Annotated in this window: 19 protein-coding genes; 9 read left to right on the plus strand and 10 right to left on the minus strand. The window is 43.4% G+C overall.

Features of this window, described 5'->3' with window-relative positions; all coding sequences use genetic code 11:
* Positions 1-12: 12 nt before the first annotated feature.
* The 8 genes from D7Z94_RS01110 to D7Z94_RS01145 all read right to left on the minus strand — a co-directional run bounded on the left by D7Z94_RS01110 (position 13) and on the right by D7Z94_RS01145 (position 8,914).
* Positions 13-1,227 carry an aminotransferase class V-fold PLP-dependent enzyme gene (locus D7Z94_RS01110; RefSeq protein WP_120709672.1) on the minus strand — a complete coding sequence of 405 codons (1,215 nt, stop codon included), beginning with the start codon at positions 1,225-1,227 and terminating at the stop codon, positions 13-15.
* Between the two features lie 13 nt (positions 1,228-1,240).
* A complete protein-coding gene (locus D7Z94_RS01115) occupies positions 1,241-1,717 on the minus strand; it encodes a RidA family protein (protein ID WP_120709673.1) in 477 nt (158 codons plus the stop codon).
* Between the two features lie 118 nt (positions 1,718-1,835).
* Positions 1,836-2,753, minus strand: coding sequence for an RraA family protein (locus D7Z94_RS01120; RefSeq protein WP_120709674.1), 918 nt, complete (start codon positions 2,751-2,753; stop codon positions 1,836-1,838).
* Entirely contained in the window at positions 2,740-3,882 is a 1,143-nt protein-coding gene (locus D7Z94_RS01125) for a bile acid:sodium symporter family protein (RefSeq protein WP_120709675.1), read from the minus strand. Before D7Z94_RS01125 ends, D7Z94_RS01120 begins: the two co-directional genes overlap by 14 nt.
* Positions 3,883-3,892: 10 nt before the next feature.
* Complete coding sequence (locus D7Z94_RS01130) at positions 3,893-5,143, minus strand: amidohydrolase/deacetylase family metallohydrolase (RefSeq protein WP_170158829.1); 1,251 nt, start codon at positions 5,141-5,143, stop codon at positions 3,893-3,895.
* A 22-nt stretch (positions 5,144-5,165) separates the two neighbouring features.
* Positions 5,166-6,932 (minus strand): PQQ-dependent sugar dehydrogenase, encoded by a 1,767-nt coding sequence (locus tag D7Z94_RS01135; protein ID WP_120709676.1) that lies wholly within the window; start codon positions 6,930-6,932, stop codon positions 5,166-5,168.
* 165 nt (positions 6,933-7,097) lie between these two features.
* Positions 7,098-7,751: a carbohydrate-binding family 9-like protein gene (locus D7Z94_RS01140; protein WP_158594568.1), complete on the minus strand. Its 654-nt coding sequence runs from the start codon at positions 7,749-7,751 to the stop codon at positions 7,098-7,100.
* Positions 7,752-7,897: 146 nt separating this feature from the next.
* Positions 7,898-8,914, minus strand: a complete 1,017-nt coding sequence (locus D7Z94_RS01145; protein ID WP_120709678.1) for a LacI family DNA-binding transcriptional regulator — start codon at positions 8,912-8,914, stop codon at positions 7,898-7,900.
* Between the two features lie 165 nt (positions 8,915-9,079).
* On the opposite strand from D7Z94_RS01145, the gene D7Z94_RS01150 reads away from it, so the two are divergent.
* From D7Z94_RS01150 to D7Z94_RS01185, 8 genes are all read left to right on the plus strand, one after another.
* Positions 9,080-9,748: a hypothetical protein gene (locus D7Z94_RS01150; RefSeq protein WP_170158830.1), complete on the plus strand. Its 669-nt coding sequence runs from the start codon at positions 9,080-9,082 to the stop codon at positions 9,746-9,748.
* 11 nt (positions 9,749-9,759) lie between these two features.
* Positions 9,760-10,815, plus strand: coding sequence for an isocitrate/isopropylmalate dehydrogenase family protein (locus tag D7Z94_RS01155; RefSeq protein WP_120709679.1), 1,056 nt, complete (start codon positions 9,760-9,762; stop codon positions 10,813-10,815).
* A 2-nt stretch (positions 10,816-10,817) separates the two neighbouring features.
* A complete protein-coding gene (locus D7Z94_RS01160) occupies positions 10,818-11,462 on the plus strand; it encodes a cyclase family protein (RefSeq protein WP_120709680.1) in 645 nt (214 codons plus the stop codon).
* Positions 11,422-12,861 (plus strand): four-carbon acid sugar kinase family protein, encoded by a 1,440-nt coding sequence (locus D7Z94_RS01165; RefSeq protein WP_158594570.1) that lies wholly within the window; start codon positions 11,422-11,424, stop codon positions 12,859-12,861. Before D7Z94_RS01160 ends, D7Z94_RS01165 begins: the two co-directional genes overlap by 41 nt.
* Positions 12,862-12,863: 2 nt before the next feature.
* A complete protein-coding gene (locus D7Z94_RS01170) occupies positions 12,864-14,135 on the plus strand; it encodes an MFS transporter (protein ID WP_120709682.1) in 1,272 nt (423 codons plus the stop codon).
* A gap of 1 nt (position 14,136) precedes the next feature.
* The gene (locus D7Z94_RS01175; RefSeq protein WP_120709683.1) at positions 14,137-15,162 is read left to right on the plus strand and encodes a Gfo/Idh/MocA family protein; all 1,026 of its coding nucleotides are present in this window, start codon (positions 14,137-14,139) and stop codon (positions 15,160-15,162) included.
* A 208-nt stretch (positions 15,163-15,370) separates the two neighbouring features.
* Positions 15,371-17,914 carry a PSD1 and planctomycete cytochrome C domain-containing protein gene (locus D7Z94_RS25585; RefSeq protein WP_158594571.1) on the plus strand — a complete coding sequence of 848 codons (2,544 nt, stop codon included), beginning with the start codon at positions 15,371-15,373 and terminating at the stop codon, positions 17,912-17,914.
* A complete protein-coding gene (locus D7Z94_RS01185; RefSeq protein WP_120709684.1) occupies positions 17,914-19,398 on the plus strand; it encodes a DUF1501 domain-containing protein in 1,485 nt (494 codons plus the stop codon). The genes D7Z94_RS25585 and D7Z94_RS01185 overlap by 1 nt, the downstream gene beginning before the upstream one ends.
* 109 nt (positions 19,399-19,507) lie before the next feature.
* Here D7Z94_RS01185 and D7Z94_RS01190 read toward each other — a convergent pair whose 3' ends face one another.
* Together D7Z94_RS01190 and D7Z94_RS01195 are read right to left on the minus strand one after the other, a co-directional pair.
* Positions 19,508-20,164, minus strand: a complete 657-nt coding sequence (locus D7Z94_RS01190) for a 3-keto-disaccharide hydrolase (RefSeq protein WP_120709685.1) — start codon at positions 20,162-20,164, stop codon at positions 19,508-19,510.
* A gap of 141 nt (positions 20,165-20,305) precedes the next feature.
* Positions 20,306-21,691, minus strand: coding sequence for a sulfatase family protein (locus tag D7Z94_RS01195; protein WP_120709686.1), 1,386 nt, complete (start codon positions 21,689-21,691; stop codon positions 20,306-20,308).
* Positions 21,692-21,929: 238 nt separating this feature from the next.
* Here D7Z94_RS01195 and D7Z94_RS01200 point away from each other — a divergent pair, with 238 nt between their 5' ends.
* Complete coding sequence (locus D7Z94_RS01200; protein WP_120709687.1) at positions 21,930-23,195, plus strand: multiheme c-type cytochrome; 1,266 nt, start codon at positions 21,930-21,932, stop codon at positions 23,193-23,195.
* Positions 23,196-23,284: the final 89 nt, after the last annotated feature.

Consider the following 23,284-nt stretch of genomic DNA (forward strand, 5'->3'; position numbering starts at 1 on the left):
TAAAAGTTAATTCTAAGCATTCTCCAGGATTTCCTTAACACGGACAGCTACAATGCGTTCTTGTCCGGGCTCCATCATCCAAGTAGTGATTCCCACTTCTTCTTTGTTCCCAACGGTCTCAATGGAAGGATGTCCATCGCGAAGTTTTTTCCTCATTTCATCCTTTGAGATTTTCACCACATTTTCATCCCATCGTATTCTTAGACTGGGTACATGATTGGCATGTGGCGGAACATGAATTTCAGTTTCTACTCCCTTTACGGATTTGGCATTATCACTGATCAATTTAATCTGGTCTTCCCAAAGTTGCCATTCCTTTTTATGGTCCTTGGCCAAATAAAGTTCCAAGGCCACCAACATCCCCAAAACCTCTTCTTTATTAACTTTCATCCCTCGGGCAATGGTTGTACCTCTAGGCGGGGTATGCATACGGGCAGCTTCTATATATTTTCTCTTGCCCAGTAATAACCCTGCACTTTGAGGCCCTCGGATGCCTTTACCTCCCGAAAATGCTACCAGGTCAAAACCCATTTTGGTAAATTTAAAAAGGTTCTCCACCGGTGGAACATCTGCCGCACAATCAATAAAGGTAGGGATGTTATGCTTTTTCCCCAAAGCAATAAACTCCTCTTGTTTTATTTCCCCTTGCTCTGTGTTAGCGTTCAAAAACCAGAGCATGGCCGTTTTTTTAGAGATGGCCTTTTCCAATTCCTTGGCCGTCTTTACCCTGATCAGTTTTGCACCGGTATTGGTCAAGGCCTGGGTATATCCTATGTTATGGGATTCCTGAAGGATGACCTCATTTTTCATGCCCTCCGTATTGGGCAATTGCTTCACCTTTTCTTGATCCGTTCCACATAGCACGCCAGCCATTCCAATGCTCATGGCGCCAAAACAACCTGATGATACCGTGGCATATTCACAATTCAATAATTGAGCGATACGCTCCCCAACCTTATCCTGTAATTCATCCAGGTTAACGTAGTCCGATGTACCATAGGTAATGGCATCGGTAACCTCTTTTGGCATCAATGATCCGGTCATTGAAGTGTAGGTTCCCGCTGCATTTATAAAGGTCCGTATTCCCAATTCCTTAAAGAAGTCCCTGGATAAAGGTTTAACAACGGTTTCCTCCAACACTTTTGCCCTTAGCAATTCAGGTCCTAATAAGCCCCCGACCAAAGGAAGGGCGGATAACGTTTTCAATACTTTTCTTCTACTACTCATAATTTCTTTTTATTTAGTCCACTGCCGCTATACAGTCCATCTCTACTAGCGACTTACCGGGAACACCTCCATAAGTGGCAACCGTAGTCCGAACTGGCGGATTCTTTCCGAAACGTCCTCGGAATACCTCGTTCATACCCTTATAATCATGAAGATCCGCGAGATAAACGTTTACCTTCAATACTTTTTCCATAGAGGAACCATTTCGTTCCAGTTCCTTCTGTAATTCCTGTAGCACTATCTCAGTATGTGCTTTGATTTCAAAAGGTTCAACATGTGCCCCTTTTCCGGCAATGTACAGTGTATTTCCATGTTTTACAGCTCCAGAAAAAAGTGGAATATCCTGATCGGTCACAATATCGCCTACCACCTCTTTTTTTGCCTTTGTATTCTTATCCATTGCGTTAACCGTGCCTATGCCGAAAAGTGCGGCAATACCCATTCCCATTTTCTTAAAGGATGCTCTTCGCGTTGTCTTTTTGTTCGTCATAATTCTGTCTTTTATTTAGTTAATTCAAGATGAAGGAGGGATAACCACCCTATTTCAATTTATTGCCAGGATACCCCCTCTTCTATCAAGGAAAGGGACTTCCTTTAATTATTAGTATTTACCAAGTACGTTTTTTCAACAATTCCTGTATCTGCTCTTTGGGTACGGGGAGTTCATCCATGTGACTTTTGAGCCACTGCGAAAAATCCTTTTCTATCTCATCAGTCCATTTGCTATCAATTTGTCCCGGTGTATACTTCCCTTCCTTAAGCCTACCGATTCCGAACAAATCCCGTAAACGTACGACTTCTGAGGTGACCACTATTTTTTCAGCTAGATGGGCCGGTATAAAAACAACCCCCTCCTTTTTGGCCAAGACAATATCACCGGGTAGTACCGTAGCCGCTCCAATACGGATAGGAGAATTGATACTTTCCAGCATTACCTCCTGCAAGAACGATGGATGCCAACCCCTTACAAAGGCGTTGAAGCCCTCTATTTCGGATAGCCCTTCCATATCCCGACTGGAAGCGTTGAAAACCACTCCATTTTTAGACTTTGCATAAATAGAATTGCCTAAATTGTCGCCGATCAACGTGCCATCCACAATTTTCCCAAAGCCGTCCGCCACATAGACATCACCTTCTACAAGCATATCAATGGGCCATGAATTTGTATTGCCAATTTGGCCCTCTTCCTTTCCCTTTTTCTTGATTTGATCAGATACATCTGGACGATTGGGCATGTATTGAACGGTAAGGGCACGACCTACGACAGGTACATCGTCATGCAAAGGTTCCCATCCCCCTTCAAATTGATTGTGGTATCCCTCATTTCTAAGGGTTCCCCAAGCTTCCTCAATAGTAACGCTTTTCATTCGTTCCAAAACGCTGTTGGGCACTTTTGGTCTCCCATCCTCAAAACGCTCCCCTTCCCATTGTGGGGTAAGGAATATCATGTAGTCCTTGGAAGCCGTTTGGCCCCAGGTTAGGTTCCCTACCAACAGCATCAGAAATAAAGATTTAATCCAATTCATCCGTATCAATTTTAGTATCAATTTGTATTTCTTCCAGTGGTTTTTTCGTCTCTTTGGAGGCATCCTTGTCCCGCCAATAGGTAGCTAAGGAAGAACCTGAAATGTTCATCCATGGGCCAAACACGGCCGGAGCCAGACCTACCGTAGCCACTTTCCCCATTTCCAAAGCAATTCCGGAAGCCAACCCTCCGTTCTGCATCCCTACCTCCAAAGCTATAGTCCTACAATCCCTTTCGTCCATTTTGAACAACCGACACCCCCAATACCCAAGAAAATAACCGGCGGCATTATGGATAATTGCAGCTACAACAAGCAGAAGACCTATAGTTAATAGGTTGTCCCTACCTGCCGCGGTTATGATCATAATAATCAAGGCAATACCTCCCATGGAGACTATGGGCATGGCCTTGTCCAACCATTGCGCCTTTCCGTGAAAAAAATGATTGAACAGCAACCCTACAATTATAGGCACTATTACAATTTTTAGTATGCTCAACATCATTCCCCAAAAATCAATGGGAACAAACTGTCCGGCAAAAGTCTCCATAAGCAAGGGTGTCATCAAAGGAGCCAAAAGCGTGGATACTGCTGTGAGTGTAACTGACAAAGCTACATTGGCCTTGGCCAAATAAGACATTACATTGGAAGCCAATCCACTAGGGGAAGACCCTATTAAAACAACACCTGCGGCAATCTCTGGGGGAAATCCAAAAATAGTGGCAAGACCAAGTCCCAGCAAGGGCATTATCGTAAACTGGCAGACAACACCTACCAAAACCCCTTTGGGCATTTTTACGACGCCCCAGAAATCCTTGATACTCATGGCCGTGCCCATACCGAACATAATAACTTGCAAAAGAGGCACAATCAACGATTTCATTTGAAAATCACCTATCTGCCTCAAATATCCAGGATAGAACATGGCATAGGAAACAGCGGCAAATATTAATATGGTAAAGGAAAAGCCCTTAAAAAAGTGGTGGCCCCTGGCCGATAACGCCAATAATAACAGAAAAAGGATTAGGGAAGGCCCAGTCCGATCGCCCATACCCATAGTCAAAAGTATAATTGTTGCCAGTAGGAAAACCATGGCGGCCACAAAAAGAATAATAGATGTCCTTTTTTTCATGGAAGCCTTCTTATTCGTTCCAAGGTTTACTGGCCAACCCATTGAGATCGTACATAACGTTCCCATCCTTGATGGTCAGTTCACATTCCAGTTTTTTATCGCCTTTCATTTTCTTTTTCCGTACATCGATAAAGCCAAAGTCACCATTTCGGAGGTTCAACACGGCAACGTCTGCTACTGCTCCTTCCGAGAGGTGCCCCAAGTCGGTTCGTTTTATAGCTTTTGAAGCATTCCACGTCGTCCGTTCGATAACATCTTGAACGGTCATTCCCATATTTAAGAACTTGGACATGACGTTGATAATGTTCTTCATCCCCCCGTTCATACTTCCTGTATGCAAATCGGTACTGATCGTATTGGGCTCAAAACCTTGTTCCATAGAAGGTACCGCTTGATCAAATCGAAAACTGCCTCCCCCATGTCCTACGTCGAAGATAATACCTCTTTTTTGAGCCTCAAAGACAAAATCATTTACCTTGCCATTATCATCCACTACAGGCATCCGACCATCTACATGTCCATAGGCATGCGTAAACATATCGCCAGGGCGTAACTTTTCAAGAAACAGGGTCTTTATTGACAATTCGGGATCTGCATGGCCAAAGTCGATCATTACGGGAATATCCGCCAATCTTCCGGCCTCTACAGCACGTTCGGTAGGTGTCCAATCATGGCCGCTATAATGTGCCAATTTCACCCCGATTACTTCTTTAGGAAATTGTTTGGCCACCATAGCTGTTAGTTTGGGGTCCATATCGTTCAAATTTTGTTCAATGGCACCCCCTTTCATTCCAGAACCTACGATATTTAAAAATGCAAGAACCCTGGTTTTGGAACGATCGATGACCTGATCCTTAAATTGCTGAAAATTACGCCATCCCGGACCTCCACAATCAACAATGGTGGTGACCCCGTTAGGAAAACTAAACCCATCCGGGGGCAAGGCACTAAAGCTATTGCTCAAATAGGCATTGGGTTCCGTGCCATGAAAATTATGGCTATGGATATCCAAAAGTCCCGGTGCCACATAAAATCCCTTTGCCTGTATCACGGTTTTTGAAGAGTTTTCGGGGATTCTCGCCGCCACTTTGGCAATTTTGCCATCTTTTATGGCCACATCCATCACCTTATCAATGTCATTCTTTACGTCAACAACATGCCCGTCGTTGATCAACATATCATACTCCTGGGACATGGCAAAAGCAATGCCCACAAGGAAAAAGCCCGAGGCCAACCAGAATTTATAATTTTGTCTTTTCATATCGGTGTTAGTTTAATGTTCTTTATTCTGTAGTAACTTGAATTGGTTCAACGGGTGTTCCGGATGCCTCCTGAGTTTTGCGTATCGTGGACACTTCCTCTGTTTCAACTGCACTTGCTTCATTTCCAAAATTAGAACGGATAAAAGTAAGTACTTCGGCAATCTCCTTGTCGCTCAAAAAACTGTGTTGCGGCATTACCCCGTTATAGACTTCTTCACCTATTTTAAGGCTCCCTTCCATCCCTCTGAGCATTACCTCAATAAGCCGTTCCTTATCCCCGGTAACCCAGTCGGTCCCAACAATCGGGGGAAACCTTCCTGGTGCCCCTCCGCCATCCTTTTGGTGACAGGCACTACAGTATTGATAATAAATGTGTTCACCTCCCACAAGATCATCCTTCATTAGGTTATCGGCAATCTTATCGGGAGTCCTGATATGGGAAAGTCTTTTTCGTTCTTCCATTTGGGCCAATTGTGCTGATCCAAAAGTATTCTTATCCCCTTCAAAAACCACTTTCCAAATCTTACCCTTAACTGAATCGGAAATGTACATTTCCCCATCGGGTCCAACGGCCAAACCCATAGGTCTATGTACAGCATCCTTTACGCTTACAATAGGGTCTACTTGGGCAAATCCATCGGCAAAAACTTCGACTTCCCCACTGGGTTTGCCATTTTTGAAAGGAACAAACCCCACAAAATAACCCGATTGTGGATAGGGTGCCCTATTGGTAGAACCATGAAAGGTAATAAACGCCCCATTCTTATAACGTTCCGGAAATGCATCACCCTGATAAAAAATCAAATCATTTGGAGCCCAATGCCCCGGAAAGCCTATGACAGGATCATCGTATTCTTCACATCGACCTATTATCTTGCCGTCCCCTCCATATTCAGGGGCCAGTACCTTCTTGCCCAACATCTGATCATAATAACAATAGGGCCAGCCAAAATGGGACCCTTCCGTAACCCTCATAAATTCCTCTGAAGGGAGCATAGCACTCTGCCAGGGTGAAAATGTATTGGGCCACAAGCGCAAGAGATCATCCCGGCCATGCATGACGACATACAACTCCTCATCAACGGGGTTCCAATTCATGGCTACCACAGATCGAATCCCAGAGGCATATTTATATCCATCCTTTTGGGTCTGGTTTAATTTATTGGCATCAAAACGCCAAATGCCCCCATGGTCCTCAAGTTGAGGGCACGGGTCCAAACCAGGAGCCCCAGGTGTTCTTTTGGGGTCTTGACAAGCATTGGAAGGAGCCCCAAAGGGAACGTACATATATCCTTTATTATCAAATGCAATGGGTTTGCCAATATGTTCATGCTTCCCGTGTTCATGATCATCCGTCATTACAATTTCCGCATCACCTTCCGGAATTAAAGTGCCCGGCTTTAATTTATGCCGATAAACAACCAAATCCGAACTATAATAAATATAGCCATTATAAATACGCATGGCCGTAGCATAACTCCATTTTGCTCGCTGATTCTTGCCCCCGAACCTTTCCATGATATCCGAATAGCCATCCCCGTTGGTGTCCTTTAGAGCGATTACTGAAGCATTTTCATGTGCATTGCGCAACTTGGCATAAAGGATGTTATCATCCGTGACATCCATATGCCGGATGGTCTCGGCAATACTATCGATTACAACTACGGACGAAAAACCCTCAGGAAGAAATAAGCCGCCATCCTGGCCACTTGGGCTACATCCTAAAAAGAATTGGAGCGTACTAAGGCATACGGCACCTATTTTTAAACGGTATATAAATTTAGTCATCTTTGGTGTAAGGCAGTGGTAGTTAGTTTGAACTAGGTCAAGGTAAAATTCTTTTATCTAGAAAACAAGCGAAAACATCAAAATGTGCTCGAGCACACCCTAAGTTCCAAAGGATAAAATTGGTTTGTTTAACAGCCATCACTTAAAAAGGTATTTTAGCTGATTTCATTCAAAAATAAGGGTTCCAAAAAATTCGGGCCGATGAAAATCCGGGCGCTCCGTGCCAACGGGGTTCCAAGATAGATAGTGCTTTTCGGAGGTATCGTCGCCACACTTATAAAAATTGGATCTGGACCTAAGTCCTTCCAGCTTGATTCCGTCATGGGAAGTCAAAATTTCAGCGGGCAAAACGATGGTCATTTCCCATTGATGGCCTCCGCTCTTTTCATCAAAAGGTAAATCTCCCAAGCTAGATTCTTTTTTAATAAGCTGTTTAATTTTCTTGGGAGCTACGAATTCACGGGTATGGCGGTCCGGTCCATAAGCCAGATGTGGTGTTCCAATACAATTGAATTCAAAGTTGTAATAGCTGCCATCTCCCAAGGGATCAAAAAAGAACTCTACACAACTATCACGGGATACCGAACTGTTGACCTCCGTGCGGGCAGCTAGAATATTTTGTTCGTTCACATAATATTTCAGCCAAATTTGGTTGTTGCTATGTGCAATCCTAAACTTAACTTCGGGCAAATAAGGAAACTTCTCCCAATTGATCACATTTATTGATTGCAATTCGGTTTGTTCTTCCAACAATCGGGAGACCTCTTCCAAATCTATATGCTTTTTACTTTCTATTCTTTTAACGACCAGGGAATTCATAGTATCAGTTTCGGTTTGACCGTATACCGTGAAAAAAATCAAAAAGAATAGGATATGGACAAACTTCATTTTATAATAGTTCCTTTGGATAAGAAAGATACATAACTTTAAAGGCTTTTTCCACTCTACGGTATTTTTTCATCAGATTAACGTTTATTCTTATTGGTCGATTCACGGATGATCAGGTGCGAACTCAGGACCTTTCGGTCTATGACTTTATACGGGTCCTTCCTTCTTTGCAAGACCAGTTTGGCCGCTTCCCTACCCATGGCATATCCCGGTTGTTCAATGCTTGATAAGGAAGGCTCCAGCAATTCGTCCACAGGTTCGTTATTGAATCCTACTACGGAGATATCTTCAGGAATTCGAAGTCCACGTTCCTTGGCAGCCGTCATTAAACTAATAGCAATTTGGTCGCTAAATGCAAGGATTCCATCAGGAGGATCAGGGGCATAAAGCAATTTACGTGCCTGAGTCATTCTACTTTCCCGGTCAAAACTACAATGAGCCACAAAGCCTTCATGGTAGGGAAGTTCCATGTGCTCCAAAGCACTCCTATAGCCTTCCATTCTTGTATTGCTTATCTGCACACCCTCGGGGCCACCCAGATAGGCAATGCGTTTACACCCAACTGAAATCAAATGTTCTGTTGCCTCGTAGGCCGCTTTAAAGTTGTCAATGACCACCTTATCCGTATGTACCTCATCACAAAGCCTATTAAAAAATACCAAGGGAATACCCCTATTTTTTAACGTCTCAAAATGGGTGAACTTTTTGGTCCCTCCCGCAATGGAAACCAAAAGTCCGGCAACGCCAAGCCCAATAAATTGCTTCACCAAGCTTTTTTCACGCTCATATGATTCGTTTGACTGACATATAATAATATGCATCCCATAGGCTTCTGCAACTTCCTCTATCCCAGAAATTGCATTGGCGTACAAGTGATAACTAATTTTGGGGACTATAACACCTATGGCATTGGTCTCTTGGCCAAGAACGTGCCCAAATTTCTTTTCAAAATAGCCTGCTTTTTTTGCATATGCTACAACCTTGCGCTTGGTATGCGCCCCAATCCTTGGATGGTCTTGCAAAGCACGGGAAACGGTAGAGACCGAAATATTCAGCTTTTGAGCAATATCGTTAAGTGTAATTGTAGTGGACAAGACAATGCTTTTAGAATTATGCAATATTTTGCACAAATTACTAGATTTTGTTCATCTAAATCACAAATATTTTATTTTATTTGCCTACTATATATAAAGTTAAAGAATATGTGCAAAAGTGCACAAATTGGAGTCGAACTTTATGAGTTTGCTAAATTCATTGCAATGGGCAATCTATTACTATTGGCTCATTTTCTAAACGGCCAAGGGACGGAACCGGTTTCATGTTATGAAGAAGTGAACGGGGTTTTAGGGGTAGAAGCGGAACATTTTGCTTTTCAGACACATAACTCCATTCGTAAGTGGTACAAGATTACCAAAAACTCCGACTCTCTTGCAATGGATGACCCGGACGGGAACCATGCAGATGGGGCCAGCAATGGTACTTACCTAGAAATATTACCGGATACCAGGACCAACCATGACGATAAACTCATTCATGGGGAAAATTTCTCGAACGAACCGGGAAAAATGGCTATTCTCAATTATTACGTTTACATCAACAATCCTGGTAAATATTACGTATGGGTGCGAACGCATACTTCAGGAACAGAAGATAATGGTATCCATGTAGGTTTGGATGGAACCTGGCCCAAATCAGGCCAACGTATGCAATTCGATGGCAATAAAAAAGAATGGTCCTGGGAAAGCAGGCAACGTACGGAAGCTGTTCACACCGGGGTACCTGAATTGGTTTATTTGGAAATCCTAAAGCCCGGTTACCATACTATTTCGTTTTCCATGCGAGAGGATGGTTTCGAATTTGACAAGTGGGCCTTGACTAAAACTTATGAGCGGCCCGAAGGTCTTGGTCCCGAAGAAAAATTGCATTAATAATCATACATATGGGTAAAATATACCAAATAGCCGTTGTAAATGGCGATGGCATAGGGGAAGAAATTGTTCCTGCCGGACTCAAAGTTGCCGAGAAAGTAGCCGCAAAATACAATTTCAATATAGAAACCTCATCGTTTCCGTGGGGGGCTGGATATTATTTGAAAGAGGGTGAATTTATGCCCGAAAATGGATTGGAACAACTTAGAGGTTTTGATGCCATCCTATTTGGTGCGGTGGGCCTTCCGGAAGTAGATGATACCCTTCCGGCCAAGGACTATACCTTCAGGGTACGAACTTCGTTTGAGCAATATGTGAATTATCGCCCGGTAAAATTATTCCCTGGCATCCAAAGTCCGTTGAGGGACAAAACCGAACAAGATATTGACTTTGTTATTATACGGGAGAATAATGAAGGTGAATTTGTACAGAACGGGAAAATAATGTATCCTGATACGCCAAACGGTATGGCCATAGAGACCAGTATCTTTACCAGACATGGTGTGGAACGCGTTGCGCATTTTGCCTTTAAATTGGCCCAAAAAAGAAGAAAACGATTGACCAACGTGACCAAATCCAATACATTGATTCATAGTCTTTTGTTCTGGGATACGGTCATACAAGAAGTAAGCACACAATATCCTGATGTAGAATACAACAAAATGTATGTGGACAACGCTTCAGCAAGTTTTGTATTAAAACCTGAGGTATTTGATGTAATCCTAACCACGAACATGATCGGCGATATTCTATCGGATTTGGGCGGTGCCATTATGGGGAGCCTTGGCCTAGGTGGAAGTGGCAATATTAACCCGGAGAAGGATTACCCCTCCATGTTCGAACCGATTCATGGCTCGGCCCCGGACATCGCTGGCAAGAATATTGCCAATCCTATTGGGCAGATTTGGTCCGTAGCCTTGATGCTCGACCATTTGGGGGAAAGCGAAGCGGCGCGGGATATTGAAAATGCCATTGGTAAGGTAACGGCAAAAGGACCCTTGACCAAGGATTTGAAGGGTTCCGCTACAACTACCGAAATTACCGATGCAGTAGTAAAGGCTTTATAACGATGAGCGGCGAGCGGCATATTATTGATCTTACACGCACCATTGAGCATCAACAACCTGGTGTGAAGATCCATAGTGCCAAATCGTTAAAAAATGATGGATGGAACGCCAGTACCTTAGAGCTGTATTCGCACAGCGGAACACACATGGATGCCCCGTGGCATTTTGAGGTGAATGCATTGACCATTGACAAAATACCTTTGGATCGACTTATGGGACGAGCCTTGGTTTTGGACATATCCCATGTTGGGGAACATCATCTTATTCGGCCGGACGATTTCAAGAATCAACTTGAAAATGTAAAAAAGGGAGACAACATCCTATTAAAAAGTGGATGGAGCCAATGGTTCGGGACATCCAAATACCGAGATAATCTACCCCGAATAAGTAAGGAACTAGCACTATGGTTTGGCGAAAAGCAAATCAATATTCTTGGGGTGGAACCTCCTTCGGTAGCCGATGTAAATAATCTTGAGGAAGTAAAGGAAATACATCAAATCCTGATGGAAAACAATATCATTATTATAGAAGGTTTGGTGAATTTGAATAAATTGAAAAAGACCGAAATCATGCTCATGGCATTCCCACTTAAAATTAAGGATGGGGATGGCAGCCCTGCAAGGGTTCTGGCTATTGAGGATCGATAATCAAAAGAAAATGACCTCCATATCCGAAAAAATCAAATCTCAACTAGACCGCCCAAAAAAAAGTTTCAAGGCGGAAATCGGACGATGGTTAGCGAAGCATAATCCCATTATTGCAGTACTTGACGATGACCCTACAGGATGCCAAACCATACATGACATTCCAGTATTCACCGAATGGTCAGATCAAACGATAGATTCAATATTCCGGGAGGACATTCGCACCTTTTACATGCTCACCAACTCCAGAAGTATGCAGCCCGAAAAGGCCAATGATGTGGGATTTAACATTGGACAACGGTTGCAGGAAGCCTCGAAGAAGTACAATCGTAAATTGATCGTCATCAGTAGGAGTGATTCCACACTTCGTGGCCACTATCCGAATGAGGTAAATGCATTGGCCAACGGATTGGGAAGGCCCGATGCAAAACAGATCCTTATTCCGGCTTTTTTTGAGGGTGGACGCTACACATTGAACGACATCCATTATCTGGAGAACCATGGTGAATGGATTCCCGCTGCCGAATCACCTTTCGCAAAAGACAGTAGTTTCGGCTTCACCTCCACCAATTTAAAAGACTGGATCGTAGAAAAATCAGAAGGAGCGATTAAAATAGAAAATATCGAATCATTCTCCTTGGAAAATTTGGAATCCGGAGGCCCAGACTATGTAGCTTCGGTATTGAGGCAGCATCTATTTTCACATTATGTGGTAAATGCGGTGTCCTATGAGGATTTGGAAGCGGTTGCCATGGGTTGTCTAAAATCGGATACAGATATCTTGTTCAGGACAGCTGCTTCATTTATCAACGCCATTGCAAATATTCCCTTAGCTCCATTATTGCACGGTAGTGATTTGATTTCCTCTGGCAAAGGAGGGCTGGTCATAGTGGGTTCCTATGTTCCCAAAACCACCGAGCAATTAACCATCTTAATGCAGGAAACAGGATATGAATTCCATCAAATCGAGGTGGAAAAAATATTTGATTCCAACCTAAGAACATCTGTTATTCAGGATGCCGTTACAGCAGTGGATAAGGCCTTGAAAGTGGACCGAATTATAGTCCTTTATACCTCCAGGGAGGTAGTAAAAGGCATCAACAAATCTGAAAGTTTGGACATTGTCAACTCCGTTTCGGGAACTTTGGTAGAGCTGGTACAAAATCTTGAGGTACGACCGAAATTCATCCTCTCCAAGGGGGGTATCACCTCCAGTGATATTGCTACTAGGGCCCTGAACGTAAAAAGAGCCGAAATTAAAGGGCAAATTTTGGAAGGTGTACCGGTCTGGGAATTGGGGCCCGAAAGTAGGTTTCCCCATATGCCTTATATTGTTTTTCCAGGCAATGTAGGCGATAACCATGCCTTAGAAAATGTTTTGAATAAAATGCAACCGCAGTAAATATGGGCGAGGGAAAAACTTATTTTCCAGGAAGGGTCTTCATGGTATTGGGTACTTTTTTGTTATCCCTTTTATTATATATAGACAGAGTATGCATTTCAGTGGCCAAGGAGCCCATAGCAGGTGAATTGCTATTAACGGACAAGCAGATGGGTTGGGTACTCTCCGTATTTGCCTTGGGCTATGCCCTGTTTCAAACGCCCAGTGGCATGCTTGCGGATAAGTTCGGGCCTCGTAAAATCTTGGCGTCCATTGTAACCATTTGGTCATTTTTCACCGCATTGACCGGAATGGCATGGAATTTTGTCTCCTTGCTGATCGTACGTTTACTCTTCGGTGCAGGTGAAGCGGGAGCCTTTCCCGGAATGTCACGCGCCATTTATACGTGGATCCCAATGACCGAGAGGGGGCTGGTTACAGGAATAAATTTCTCAGGATCACGTTTGGGGGCCGCCTTTGCACTTCCTTTTGTTGCCTGGCTCATCGATTCGTATGGGTGGCGAACTTCCTTTTTAGTATTGGGAATTATCGGCCTTCTCTGGGCCTTTTTGTGGTACTTCCTTTTTAGGGACAATCCGGAAGACCATCCCTATTTGAGCGATCGGGAAAAGGAAAAAATCGTCAACACACGGCAACAGGATTCCAAAGATGAATCTGCATCCCAATTGACTTTTGGAAGGATAGTACAATCCAAAAATATGTGGTTGGCCATGGGACAATATTTTTGTAGCAATTTCACTTTCTTCTTTGCGTTGACATGGCTTTTCCCCCATATTAAATCTACCTATGGATTGGATAATCTAGAGGCCGGATTTTATGCCGCAGCACCACTAGTATTCGGCGCCCTTGGAAATTGGTTCTCCGGTGGTTTGAGCGATGCCATTTATAAAAAGGGTGAATGGCGAAGTTCGCGGGTTCTTCCAGCATCCATTGGCTTTGCCTTGGCAGCGTTAGGGCTCTTGGCCAGTGTTCATATGGAAACCGCCTTGGGAGCTATCCTATTTTTGAGCTTGGCCATTTTTGGGGCCGATATGACCTTGCCCCCATCATGGTCCCTATGTGTAGATATCGGACGGCGAAATTCCGGGGCCGTATCCGGAACCATGAACATGGCCGGAAATATTGGAGCATTCATAACCGCCCTACTTTTCCCGTACTTACAAGATTGGACCGGTTCCGTGGAAACCTTCTTTTATGTCGGTGCCTTTTTTAATATAATCGCCATATTCCTATGGCTTCGTGTACGACCGGAAAAACCGATAGAAACGTATTGATATGAAAAAATTGAAAGGAGTAGGTATCGGTGCCGGATATTTTAGCCAGTTTCATTACGATGCATGGCGACGTTCGGATACAGCATACATCACTGCCCTTTGTGATGTATCATCCCAAAATGCCCAGAAAACGGCTTCCGCTCATGATATAGAAAAAATATATGCCAATGCTCAGGAAATGCTCGAGAAGGAACGCCCTGATTTTGTGGACATCATCACACCTCCGGAAACCCATTTGGAATTGTGCTCTTTGGCCGCCAGTTATGGAATTCCGGTAATCTGTCAAAAACCTTTTGGAGGAAATCTAACTACTGCCAAAAAAATCGTTCGCCTTTTTAATGAAAAGAACCTCCGCCTTATTGTACATGAAAATTTTCGCTTTCAACCTTGGTTTAGGGAAATCAAATCCCAAATAGATAATGGCCTACTTGGCGATAGATTGCACACCTTGAACTTTAGGCTACGTACAGGGGATGGCTGGCAGGACGATGCCTATATGAATAGGCAACCTTATTTTAGAACTATGGAAAAACTGTTCGTTTACGAAACCGGTGTCCACTATATCGATACCTTCCGATACTTGGCAGGGGAGGTAAAAAAAGTATATGCCAAACTGGGCAGATTAAATACGAACATAAAGGGAGAGGATCTGGCTTGGGTACATTTTGAATTCGCTAACGGAACCTTGGGAATATTGGATGCTAACCGATACAACGAAAACACTGCCCAGGATCCGAGGTATACCTTCGGTGAAATGTTGGTGGAAGGAAATAAGGGGAGTATATGGCTAAATGCCGATGGCTCGTTAATTCATAAGCCCTTGGGCCGATCCGAAACCATAGTGCACTATGAGAGGCCAAAAAAAGGCTTTGCAGGAGATTGTGTTTATGCAGCTCAGGAACATTATACAGACTGTTTGCTTAACAACAAAACAGCGGAATCAGAAGGGTCTCTGTATCTTAGAAACCTGGAAATTCAGGAGGCTATATATACCTCGAACGCCAAAGGGATACCTGTTTCACCTTAGCCAGGAAACATGAAAAATGGGATATCCCATCCATCTAGACCAAAAACCGAATTCCAAATACTGGAAGTAATCCATATCCCAGGGCAGTCTTATCAATTCATTCCATATCGAAGTTCTAGAAACTGTGGATAATTGATTATTCCCTGGAAGGGCATCCCATTAAATTTCAGTAAATTGAGGTGTTATTCCCGGCAATTTTAAGATTGTTATGAAACTTTCAAAGCATTTATTCTTTTGGGCGATTCTTATAGGACTTATAGGTTGTGGCCCTCAAATGCCCGAGACGGTAAAAACCGCCTACGAAGAACTTCCCGAAAAAATCGATTTTAATTTTCATGTACGTCCCATCCTATCAGATCGGTGTTTTGCCTGCCACGGTCCAGACGAAAACGCAAGAAAGGCCAACCTTAGATTGGATACCAAAGAGGGGTTATTTTCGATGCTCGAGGGCAAGGAAAAGTTTCCGATCGTACCGGGCAAACCTGAAGATAGTGAGGTAATTGAACGTGTCCTTCATGATGACCCGGAAATAGTTATGCCCACTCCCGAAAGCAATCTAACCTTGACCGATACCGAAAAGGCCATTTTGTTAAAATGGGTGGAACAAGGGGCCGAATGGAAAACCCATTGGGCCTTTACCGCCCCAGTAAAGGTTCCACTTCCCAAAGTAACCGAACCTTCTTGGGCCAGGAACGAAATCGATTATTTTGTATTGGATAAGTTGGAATCCTTAGGATTGTCCCCCTCTATGGAGGCCAATAAAACAACGCTAATTAGGCGACTCTCCTTGGACCTTATCGGCCTTCCCCCAACCCCGGAAGAAGTCCAAGCGTTTAAGAACGATACGTCACCCAATGCCTATGAAAATTTGGTAGACAGGCTCTTGGCCTCTCCCGGATATGGTGAAAGATGGGCCTGGGAATGGCTGGATGTTGCCCGTTATGCAGATACCAACGGGTTTCAGGGCGATGCCACCCGTAATATGTGGCCTTGGCGCGATTGGGTAATCCAGGCATTTAACGATAATATGCCCTATGACGAATTCGCCATTAAGCAACTGGCAGGCGACCTTTTGCCCAACGCCACCCGGAACGATATTTTGGCTACCGGCTTCAATCGTAACCATACCTACAATACCGAAGGCGGAAGTATTCCCGAGGAAACCCGTGTTACCAATGTTTTTGACCGAGTAGAAACAACAGGGACAGCTTGGTTGGGGCTTACGATGAATTGTGCACGTTGCCATGACCACAAGTACGATCAAATCACCCAAAAGGAATATTATCAGATGTTCGATTACTTCAACCAGACCTCGGAAGAAGGTGGAGGTTGGGGTGGAAAACTAAAGCCATTGCTTGATTTAAGTCGGGAAGAAGAATTTAGGAAAAATCAAAAACTTCAGGTCCATGTAGATGAATTGGTCGCCAAGGTAAAAATCTTTGAGGATGAAAACTATCCTCGGGAACCTGGAGTACCTATGTCCGAGGCAGAAGCCATTAAAAAAGTTAAGGGACTTGATACCCGTATTTTGATAAATCCACCGGACAAAAGGGGTACGGGAGCTTACAGGCAACTGGCAAACTACTTTAAGAATGTACACCCTAAATATGGTCAATTACTAAATCAAGTATACGGGGCCATGCAAGCCTATGACAAGGCTACGGCCAATGCCACCCAGGTAATGGTGATGGACGAAGCCAAAGAGCCCCGAACCACCTATATTCTTGATCGCGGTGGCTATGATAAACCCAAAATGGAAGAACCCATAATCCGGGATGTGCCGGCCATATTGCCACCAATACCAGGAAATACCAAAAATAACCGTTTGGCATTGGCCCAATGGATGGTCTCCAAGGAGCAACCATTAACGGCAAGGGTTACCATAAATCGGTATTGGCAAGCCTTTTTCGGAAAGGGTATCGTAAAGACCATAGACGATTTTGGTGTACAAAGTACGTTGCCCAGTCACCCGGAACTATTGGATTGGTTGGCCATGGATTTTCAGGAAAACGATTGGGATTTAAAGGCCTTGTTCAAGAAAATCGTGATGAGTGCTACCTATAGACAAGCTTCCAATTTCAATAATGAATTGCTGGAAATGGATCCCGAAAACCGCTATCTGGCCAGGGCCACAAGGATGCGATTGCCGTCTTGGATGCTTCGTGACCAAGTGCTTTATATAAGCGGACTCTTAGTGGATAGTATTGGCGGAAAGCCCGTTAAGCCTTATCAACCCAAAGGAATTTGGGGCGAAGCAACCTTTGGTTTTATTACCTACGAACAAGATCATGGGGATGATTTATACCGAAAAAGCTTATACACCTTTTGGAGGCGGATCGTTGGGCCGACCTTTATATTCGACAACTCCCCGAGACAGGTCTGTACCGTAAAAAAGCCGGATACCAATACGCCTTTGCACGCCCTTACCACTCTAAATGACATCACCTATATGGAAGCTTCACGGGTAATGGCGGAAAAAGTACTTACCGCAAAGACCTCGGATGACGAGCGTATCCGTTATCTTTTCAAATGGGCCACGGCAAGAGCTCCGGATGCTGAGGAAATTAAGATTTTGAAAAACAGATTGATTGAACTCCGTTCAGATTATACCTCCCTCCCGGAAGAGGCCCGTAAACTTATTGCAATTGGCGAATACCCCATAAACTTGGACTTGGCGGTGACGGATTATGCCGCCTACACCGCAATAAGTTCCTTGGTATTCAATTTGGACGAAACGATAACAAGACAATAATGAACAAAGACATAAGACATCCTTTTGAGGAATATCAAGCAGGTATTACCCGTCGGAATTTTTTTGGGAAAATGGCACAAGGTATCGGTGTGGCCGCTTTGGGAAGCATGTTAAATCCCTTATCAGCTTTGGCTTCAAACTCGGTTCAAGCCAGATTAGCCTGGAATGAATCAGGACTTCCCCATTTTGCTCCAAAGGCCAAAAGGGTCATCTATCTTTTCCAAAATGGGGCACCTTCCCATATCGACCTTTTTGATTACAAGCCCATTCTCAAAAAATGGCACGGCACCCAAATTCCGGATTCATTAACCGCTGGGAAGCGTTTCTCCACCATGACCGGAGAACAGACCGAGCGACCTGTAATAGCGGAAATAGCCAACTTTGCCCAGCACGGCCAAAGCGGTGCTTGGGTTTCCGATTTTATGCCCGAAACAGCAAAAATTGCCGATGAGCTTTGTTTCATTAAATCCATGTACACGGAATCGGTAAACCATGCCCCGGCCATTACGTTTTTCCTTACCGGTTCCGAACAACCTGGAAGACCCAGTATGGGGTCTTGGTTGACCTACGGGCTTGGAAGTACGGCCAAAGACCTCCCTGATTTTGTTGCCATGACATCCCGTGATAAAGAGGCCAGTTGTGGACAGATTTTCTATGATTATTATTGGGGTAGTGGATTTTTGCCTAGTAAGTTTCAGGGGGTGAAATTTCGGGGCGGAGGCGACCCCGTGCTCTACTTAAAAAACCCTGAGGGGATGAGCCGTGAAATGCGCCGTAAGATTCTGGACGATATGCAAATCCTTAACCAACATAACTATGAAGAATTTGGGGATCCGGAGATACAGACCCGTATCGCGCAATATGAGATGGCCTATAAAATGCAAATGAGTGTACCGGAGCTTACCGATTTTTCCGATGAGCCCCAACACATTTTAGATATGTACGGTCCCGATGTGCATCGCAAGGGCAGTTTTGCCTATAATTGTCTCATGGCTCGGCGCCTTGCCGAAAGGGATGTACGTTTTATTCAATGCATGCATGCCGGATGGGATCAACACCGGAACCTTAACTACCAATTAAAAATTCAATGTCAGGATACAGATCAACCCAGTGCCGCCTTGATCAAAGATTTGAAACAACGTGGTATGCTGGAGGACACTTTGGTCATTTGGGGCGGGGAATTTGGTCGGACTCCCTTTTTACAGGGAAATATAGCCGACTATCGCAATTGGGGCCGTGACCACCATCCTTATGTATTTACCATTTGGATGGCCGGTGCCGGTGTAAAGCCAGGTATTTCCTATGGTGCTTCCGATGATTTTGGTTTCAACCCAGTGGAGGGCAATGTGCATGTACATGATTTCCAAGCCACGGTAATGCATTTGATGGGCATAGACCATGAACAATTTACTTTTAAACACCAAGGAAGACGCTATCGCTTAACCGATGTGCATGGTCATGTAGTAAAAGATATCTTGACCTAGCACCGATAAACATTCCGTACAGAAGGAATTGTTTTGAAAAATTATGTCAATCTTAATTCCTCGTTATTGGAATAATTTCTTAATAAACGTGGTAACCCGGGGCACTTCTTTACGGTAAAACCTTGACCATGATATCCTTGTAATATACTACACTACCAGGATCATGTCCTTGCAGGGCAAAAGTCCCGCCACCAAGGATACGGTGCTTGTCTCCCTCTCCCCGCATTGGATTTTCCGGTTCCGTATAATCGACCACTATGATATCATTTATCTTAATGATTATCCGGTTGCCTTCCACTTTGACATACTCCGTATACCAGACATCGTCCTTTGCATAGTTTTCCTTAACATCTACTATGGCGTATAAACTACCGGTTCTTCTCCAATCTTCCTGCGAATTATTGACCTGGACTTCATAACCGTGTGCGGGCCATCCATCTTCTTGATATTGGGTATGGATATAGATTCCCGAATTTGCGCCTGGTTTGGTCATTACCGATGCCTTAAATTCAAAATTTTTGAAGTTATGGTCTTGCACATCGCCCACATAAAATAAATGAGCCCTGGGACCGGCCACTTTAATGGCACCATCTTCCACAGAAAACGTAGAAGCATTATTACCTACTTTCCAGCCATCGAAATCCTTTCCATTGAACAAGGAAACCCAACCTTTAGTGTTGTTGTTTTCCATTTTTTGACCTAAGGCCATAGTAAAAAATCCTAGGCACATCAATCCCGATAGGGCATATTTTAAAGTGTGTTTCATTTGCTTTCTATTTTTACTTCTAATGTTTTTACAAAGTATAAAAAATAAATCAGTAATGCTCCAAAGAAACCGAGACAAATGGTTTTACAATGGGGTGCGGAAGATGGCCGTCAAGTATATCAACTTTTTGCTCTAATCTATTTATTTTGCCATCTTTTTTAGATTCTCATAGAGATTGCGTTGATTCTCCAATACATCGGCGTATTTGGAATCTGAGACCAGATTATTTTCTTCTAGGGGGTCATTGGATAAATCGTACAACTCTTCATAATCGTGTTCCGTATATTTAATGTACTTGAGTTGTGTACTAATAACTCCCTCTACCACCGGAATTCTTGGGCTTCCAAAAAAGGAATGCTCATAAAAAAAAGAAGAGCGCGTACTGTCAGTGTTTTTGATTGCATCAACAAGATCCAGTCCTTGCATGGATTCTGGTTTTTCAATTCCCGCCATTCCCAAAATTGTAGGCGCAATATCTATGTTAAGAGCAATCTGATCCTTTTTGCCCTTTGGGCTTTCTTCCCTGGGATCATATATGATGAGGGGAACACGAACCGATTCCTCATAGGGATACCATTTTCCAGCCAGACCGTGTTCGCCCAGGAACATTCCGTTATCCCCCATAAATACAATAATTGTATTCTTATCCAGCCCTTTCTTCTTAAGCTGTTCCCTAAGACTGCCTACTACATCATCCACTCCGGTCAGTAATCTATAGTAGTTCTTAACACTTCTCTGGTATTTATCAGGGGTATCAAACCGAAGTTTCCAGCGTACACGCGCGATATTCTCATCGGTACGGAAAAAGTCGGGGAACGATTCCCAATATTTTGGGTCGGCCGTTTTGGGTTTAGGTATTACAACATCTTTGTAATAGTCAGAATACCTTGGGTTGGGTATAAACTGACGTGGATCAACGTCCTGTACATGTGGAGCTTTAAAACTTACTGAAAGACAAAAGGGCCGGTCATCCACTTCATTGATGAAAGTCTCAATGTTGTTCGCCACAACATCCGTATAGTGAATATAGTTTCCATTTTCATCGGTATTCTCATAATCGGGCTGACCCTTTTCGGTACATGCCCAAAAATCGAACAAAGCCTTGGGATGCACCTTGGCATCCCCAACGCCATATTTACCAATAAAGCCAATTTTGTATCCGTTACTCTTCAATACAAGGGGATAGGTTTCTTTTAGGGCATCTGCAGAAAGACCCGTATTAAAGTCGTGGATTCCATGTCTGGATTCATATTGTCCCGTTAGCATACTGGCACGGCTAACAGCGCAAATAGAAGTGGTAACATAGGCATTCTTAAAAAGTAGTCCATTGTTGGCCAGTTCATCCAAATGTGGCGTTTGGATAATGGTATTCCCCATAGCACCCAGAGCATCCCAGCGCTGGTCATCGGTAAGCAAATAGATGATATTGGGAACGGCCGGTTTTACCTTTCCAGGCTTCTCGGAACAACCTAGGATTGCCAGTGACAAAATGATAATCTGCACATATACTCTGAAAGATGAAAACATGGGAGTATTGAATTGAGCCTTGTGTTCTGTAAGATAAGGACATTTTATCTGTGGACAAATAAGTATCCGAAGAAGCACACATGGTTTAGGGTCTACGTGGTAAATAAAAATCGATTTGGGGTCTATGAATTAATCATAATACTTCTACTTCTTTTCCAAAAAAATGGCCTTATATTACCTAATAAAGCCTAGTAAAAATCATGGATGATCATCAAGCCCCAAAATTTAAAATGCTATAATGAGTCAGAACAAATTTCGAAACCGGTTTCCATCTATCCCGATATTTTTTTTGCTGATTTTCATTCTATCATTGGGAATATATCTCTATTTCAGGACATCTTTATTATCAAAATCCAATTACCAGGAAATAAAGCCCCTTGCCACACATTCCAATGGCCAAAACTATGTGGGTTCCGAGGCATGTAAGGAATGTCATGCGGATATCTACAAAACACATTTGGAAACTACCCATTACCAAAGTTCATCCTTGGCCGGTCCCACTTCCGTAAAAGGGAGCTTTAAAGAAGGCAAAAATCTGTACCGATTAAACGATAGTATTCAATTCAAAATGCTCTTGGAAGATTCAGGAATATATCAAGAGGCCTGGAACACAAATGCCCAAGAAAAGATTTCCAGGTCCAAAATTGATGTGGTTATCGGTTCAGGAACCAAGGGACAATCCTATCTATCATGGGATGATGATAAACTATACCAACTACAGGTTTCTTATTTTAACCCCACTGACAGTTGGACCAACAGTCCCGGTATTCCAATGGAACTAATGGAACAAGGCCGTCCCGCTAATGCCAAATGTTTGGAATGCCATACTACATTTGCAAAAAACACGGCTTTATATGGTATGGGCAATTCTTATGATAAATCCCAAATTATTTATGGTATCGATTGTGAACGTTGTCACGGGCCTTCAAGGAAACATGTAACTTTTCACAAAAACAACCCCGAAATGAGTGAAGCCAGATTTGTTGTAAGTCATGATACCCTATCCCAACTACAACGTTTGGATGCATGCGCATTATGCCATTCCGGAGTTAGGATGGACATACAGCCTGCCTTTCTTTTTTTGACCGGGGATAAACTAACGGACTATTCCCTTCCAGATTCAAATGTAAAAGATTTGAAAGAGGTAGACGTGCATGGCAACCAATATGATCTTTTAAGGGCCAGTAAGTGTTTTAAGGAGACAGAGCGCATGGATTGTACTAGTTGTCATAACCCCCATAAGAGTGAAAGAGGGAATGTCCTATCCTTTAATAAAAAATGCATGGAGTGTCACTCCATGAACTCCGTTTTCTGCAATGTTGATTCCTCGCTTTCGAATCAGAAAAATACGAATTGCATCGCCTGCCATATGCCGCTTGTCCCATCCAAATCCATGTTTATGCAAATAGGCCAAGACAGTCTAAAAGTTCCTGTAAAGGTACGAACACATTTAATTGATATCTATGCCCAATCCTCTTCCGAAACTACTGACGCAAAAATGTAAAGAACTACTTTTAGTTTCGGTATTTTTTTGTCAGGTTCTACCTGTATTTTAACTTTTAAAAATCATCAGAAAACCCATTGGTATTGCCT

This window comes from Ulvibacterium marinum (assembly GCF_003626755.1).
Lineage (GTDB): Bacteria > Bacteroidota > Bacteroidia > Flavobacteriales > Flavobacteriaceae > Ulvibacterium > Ulvibacterium marinum.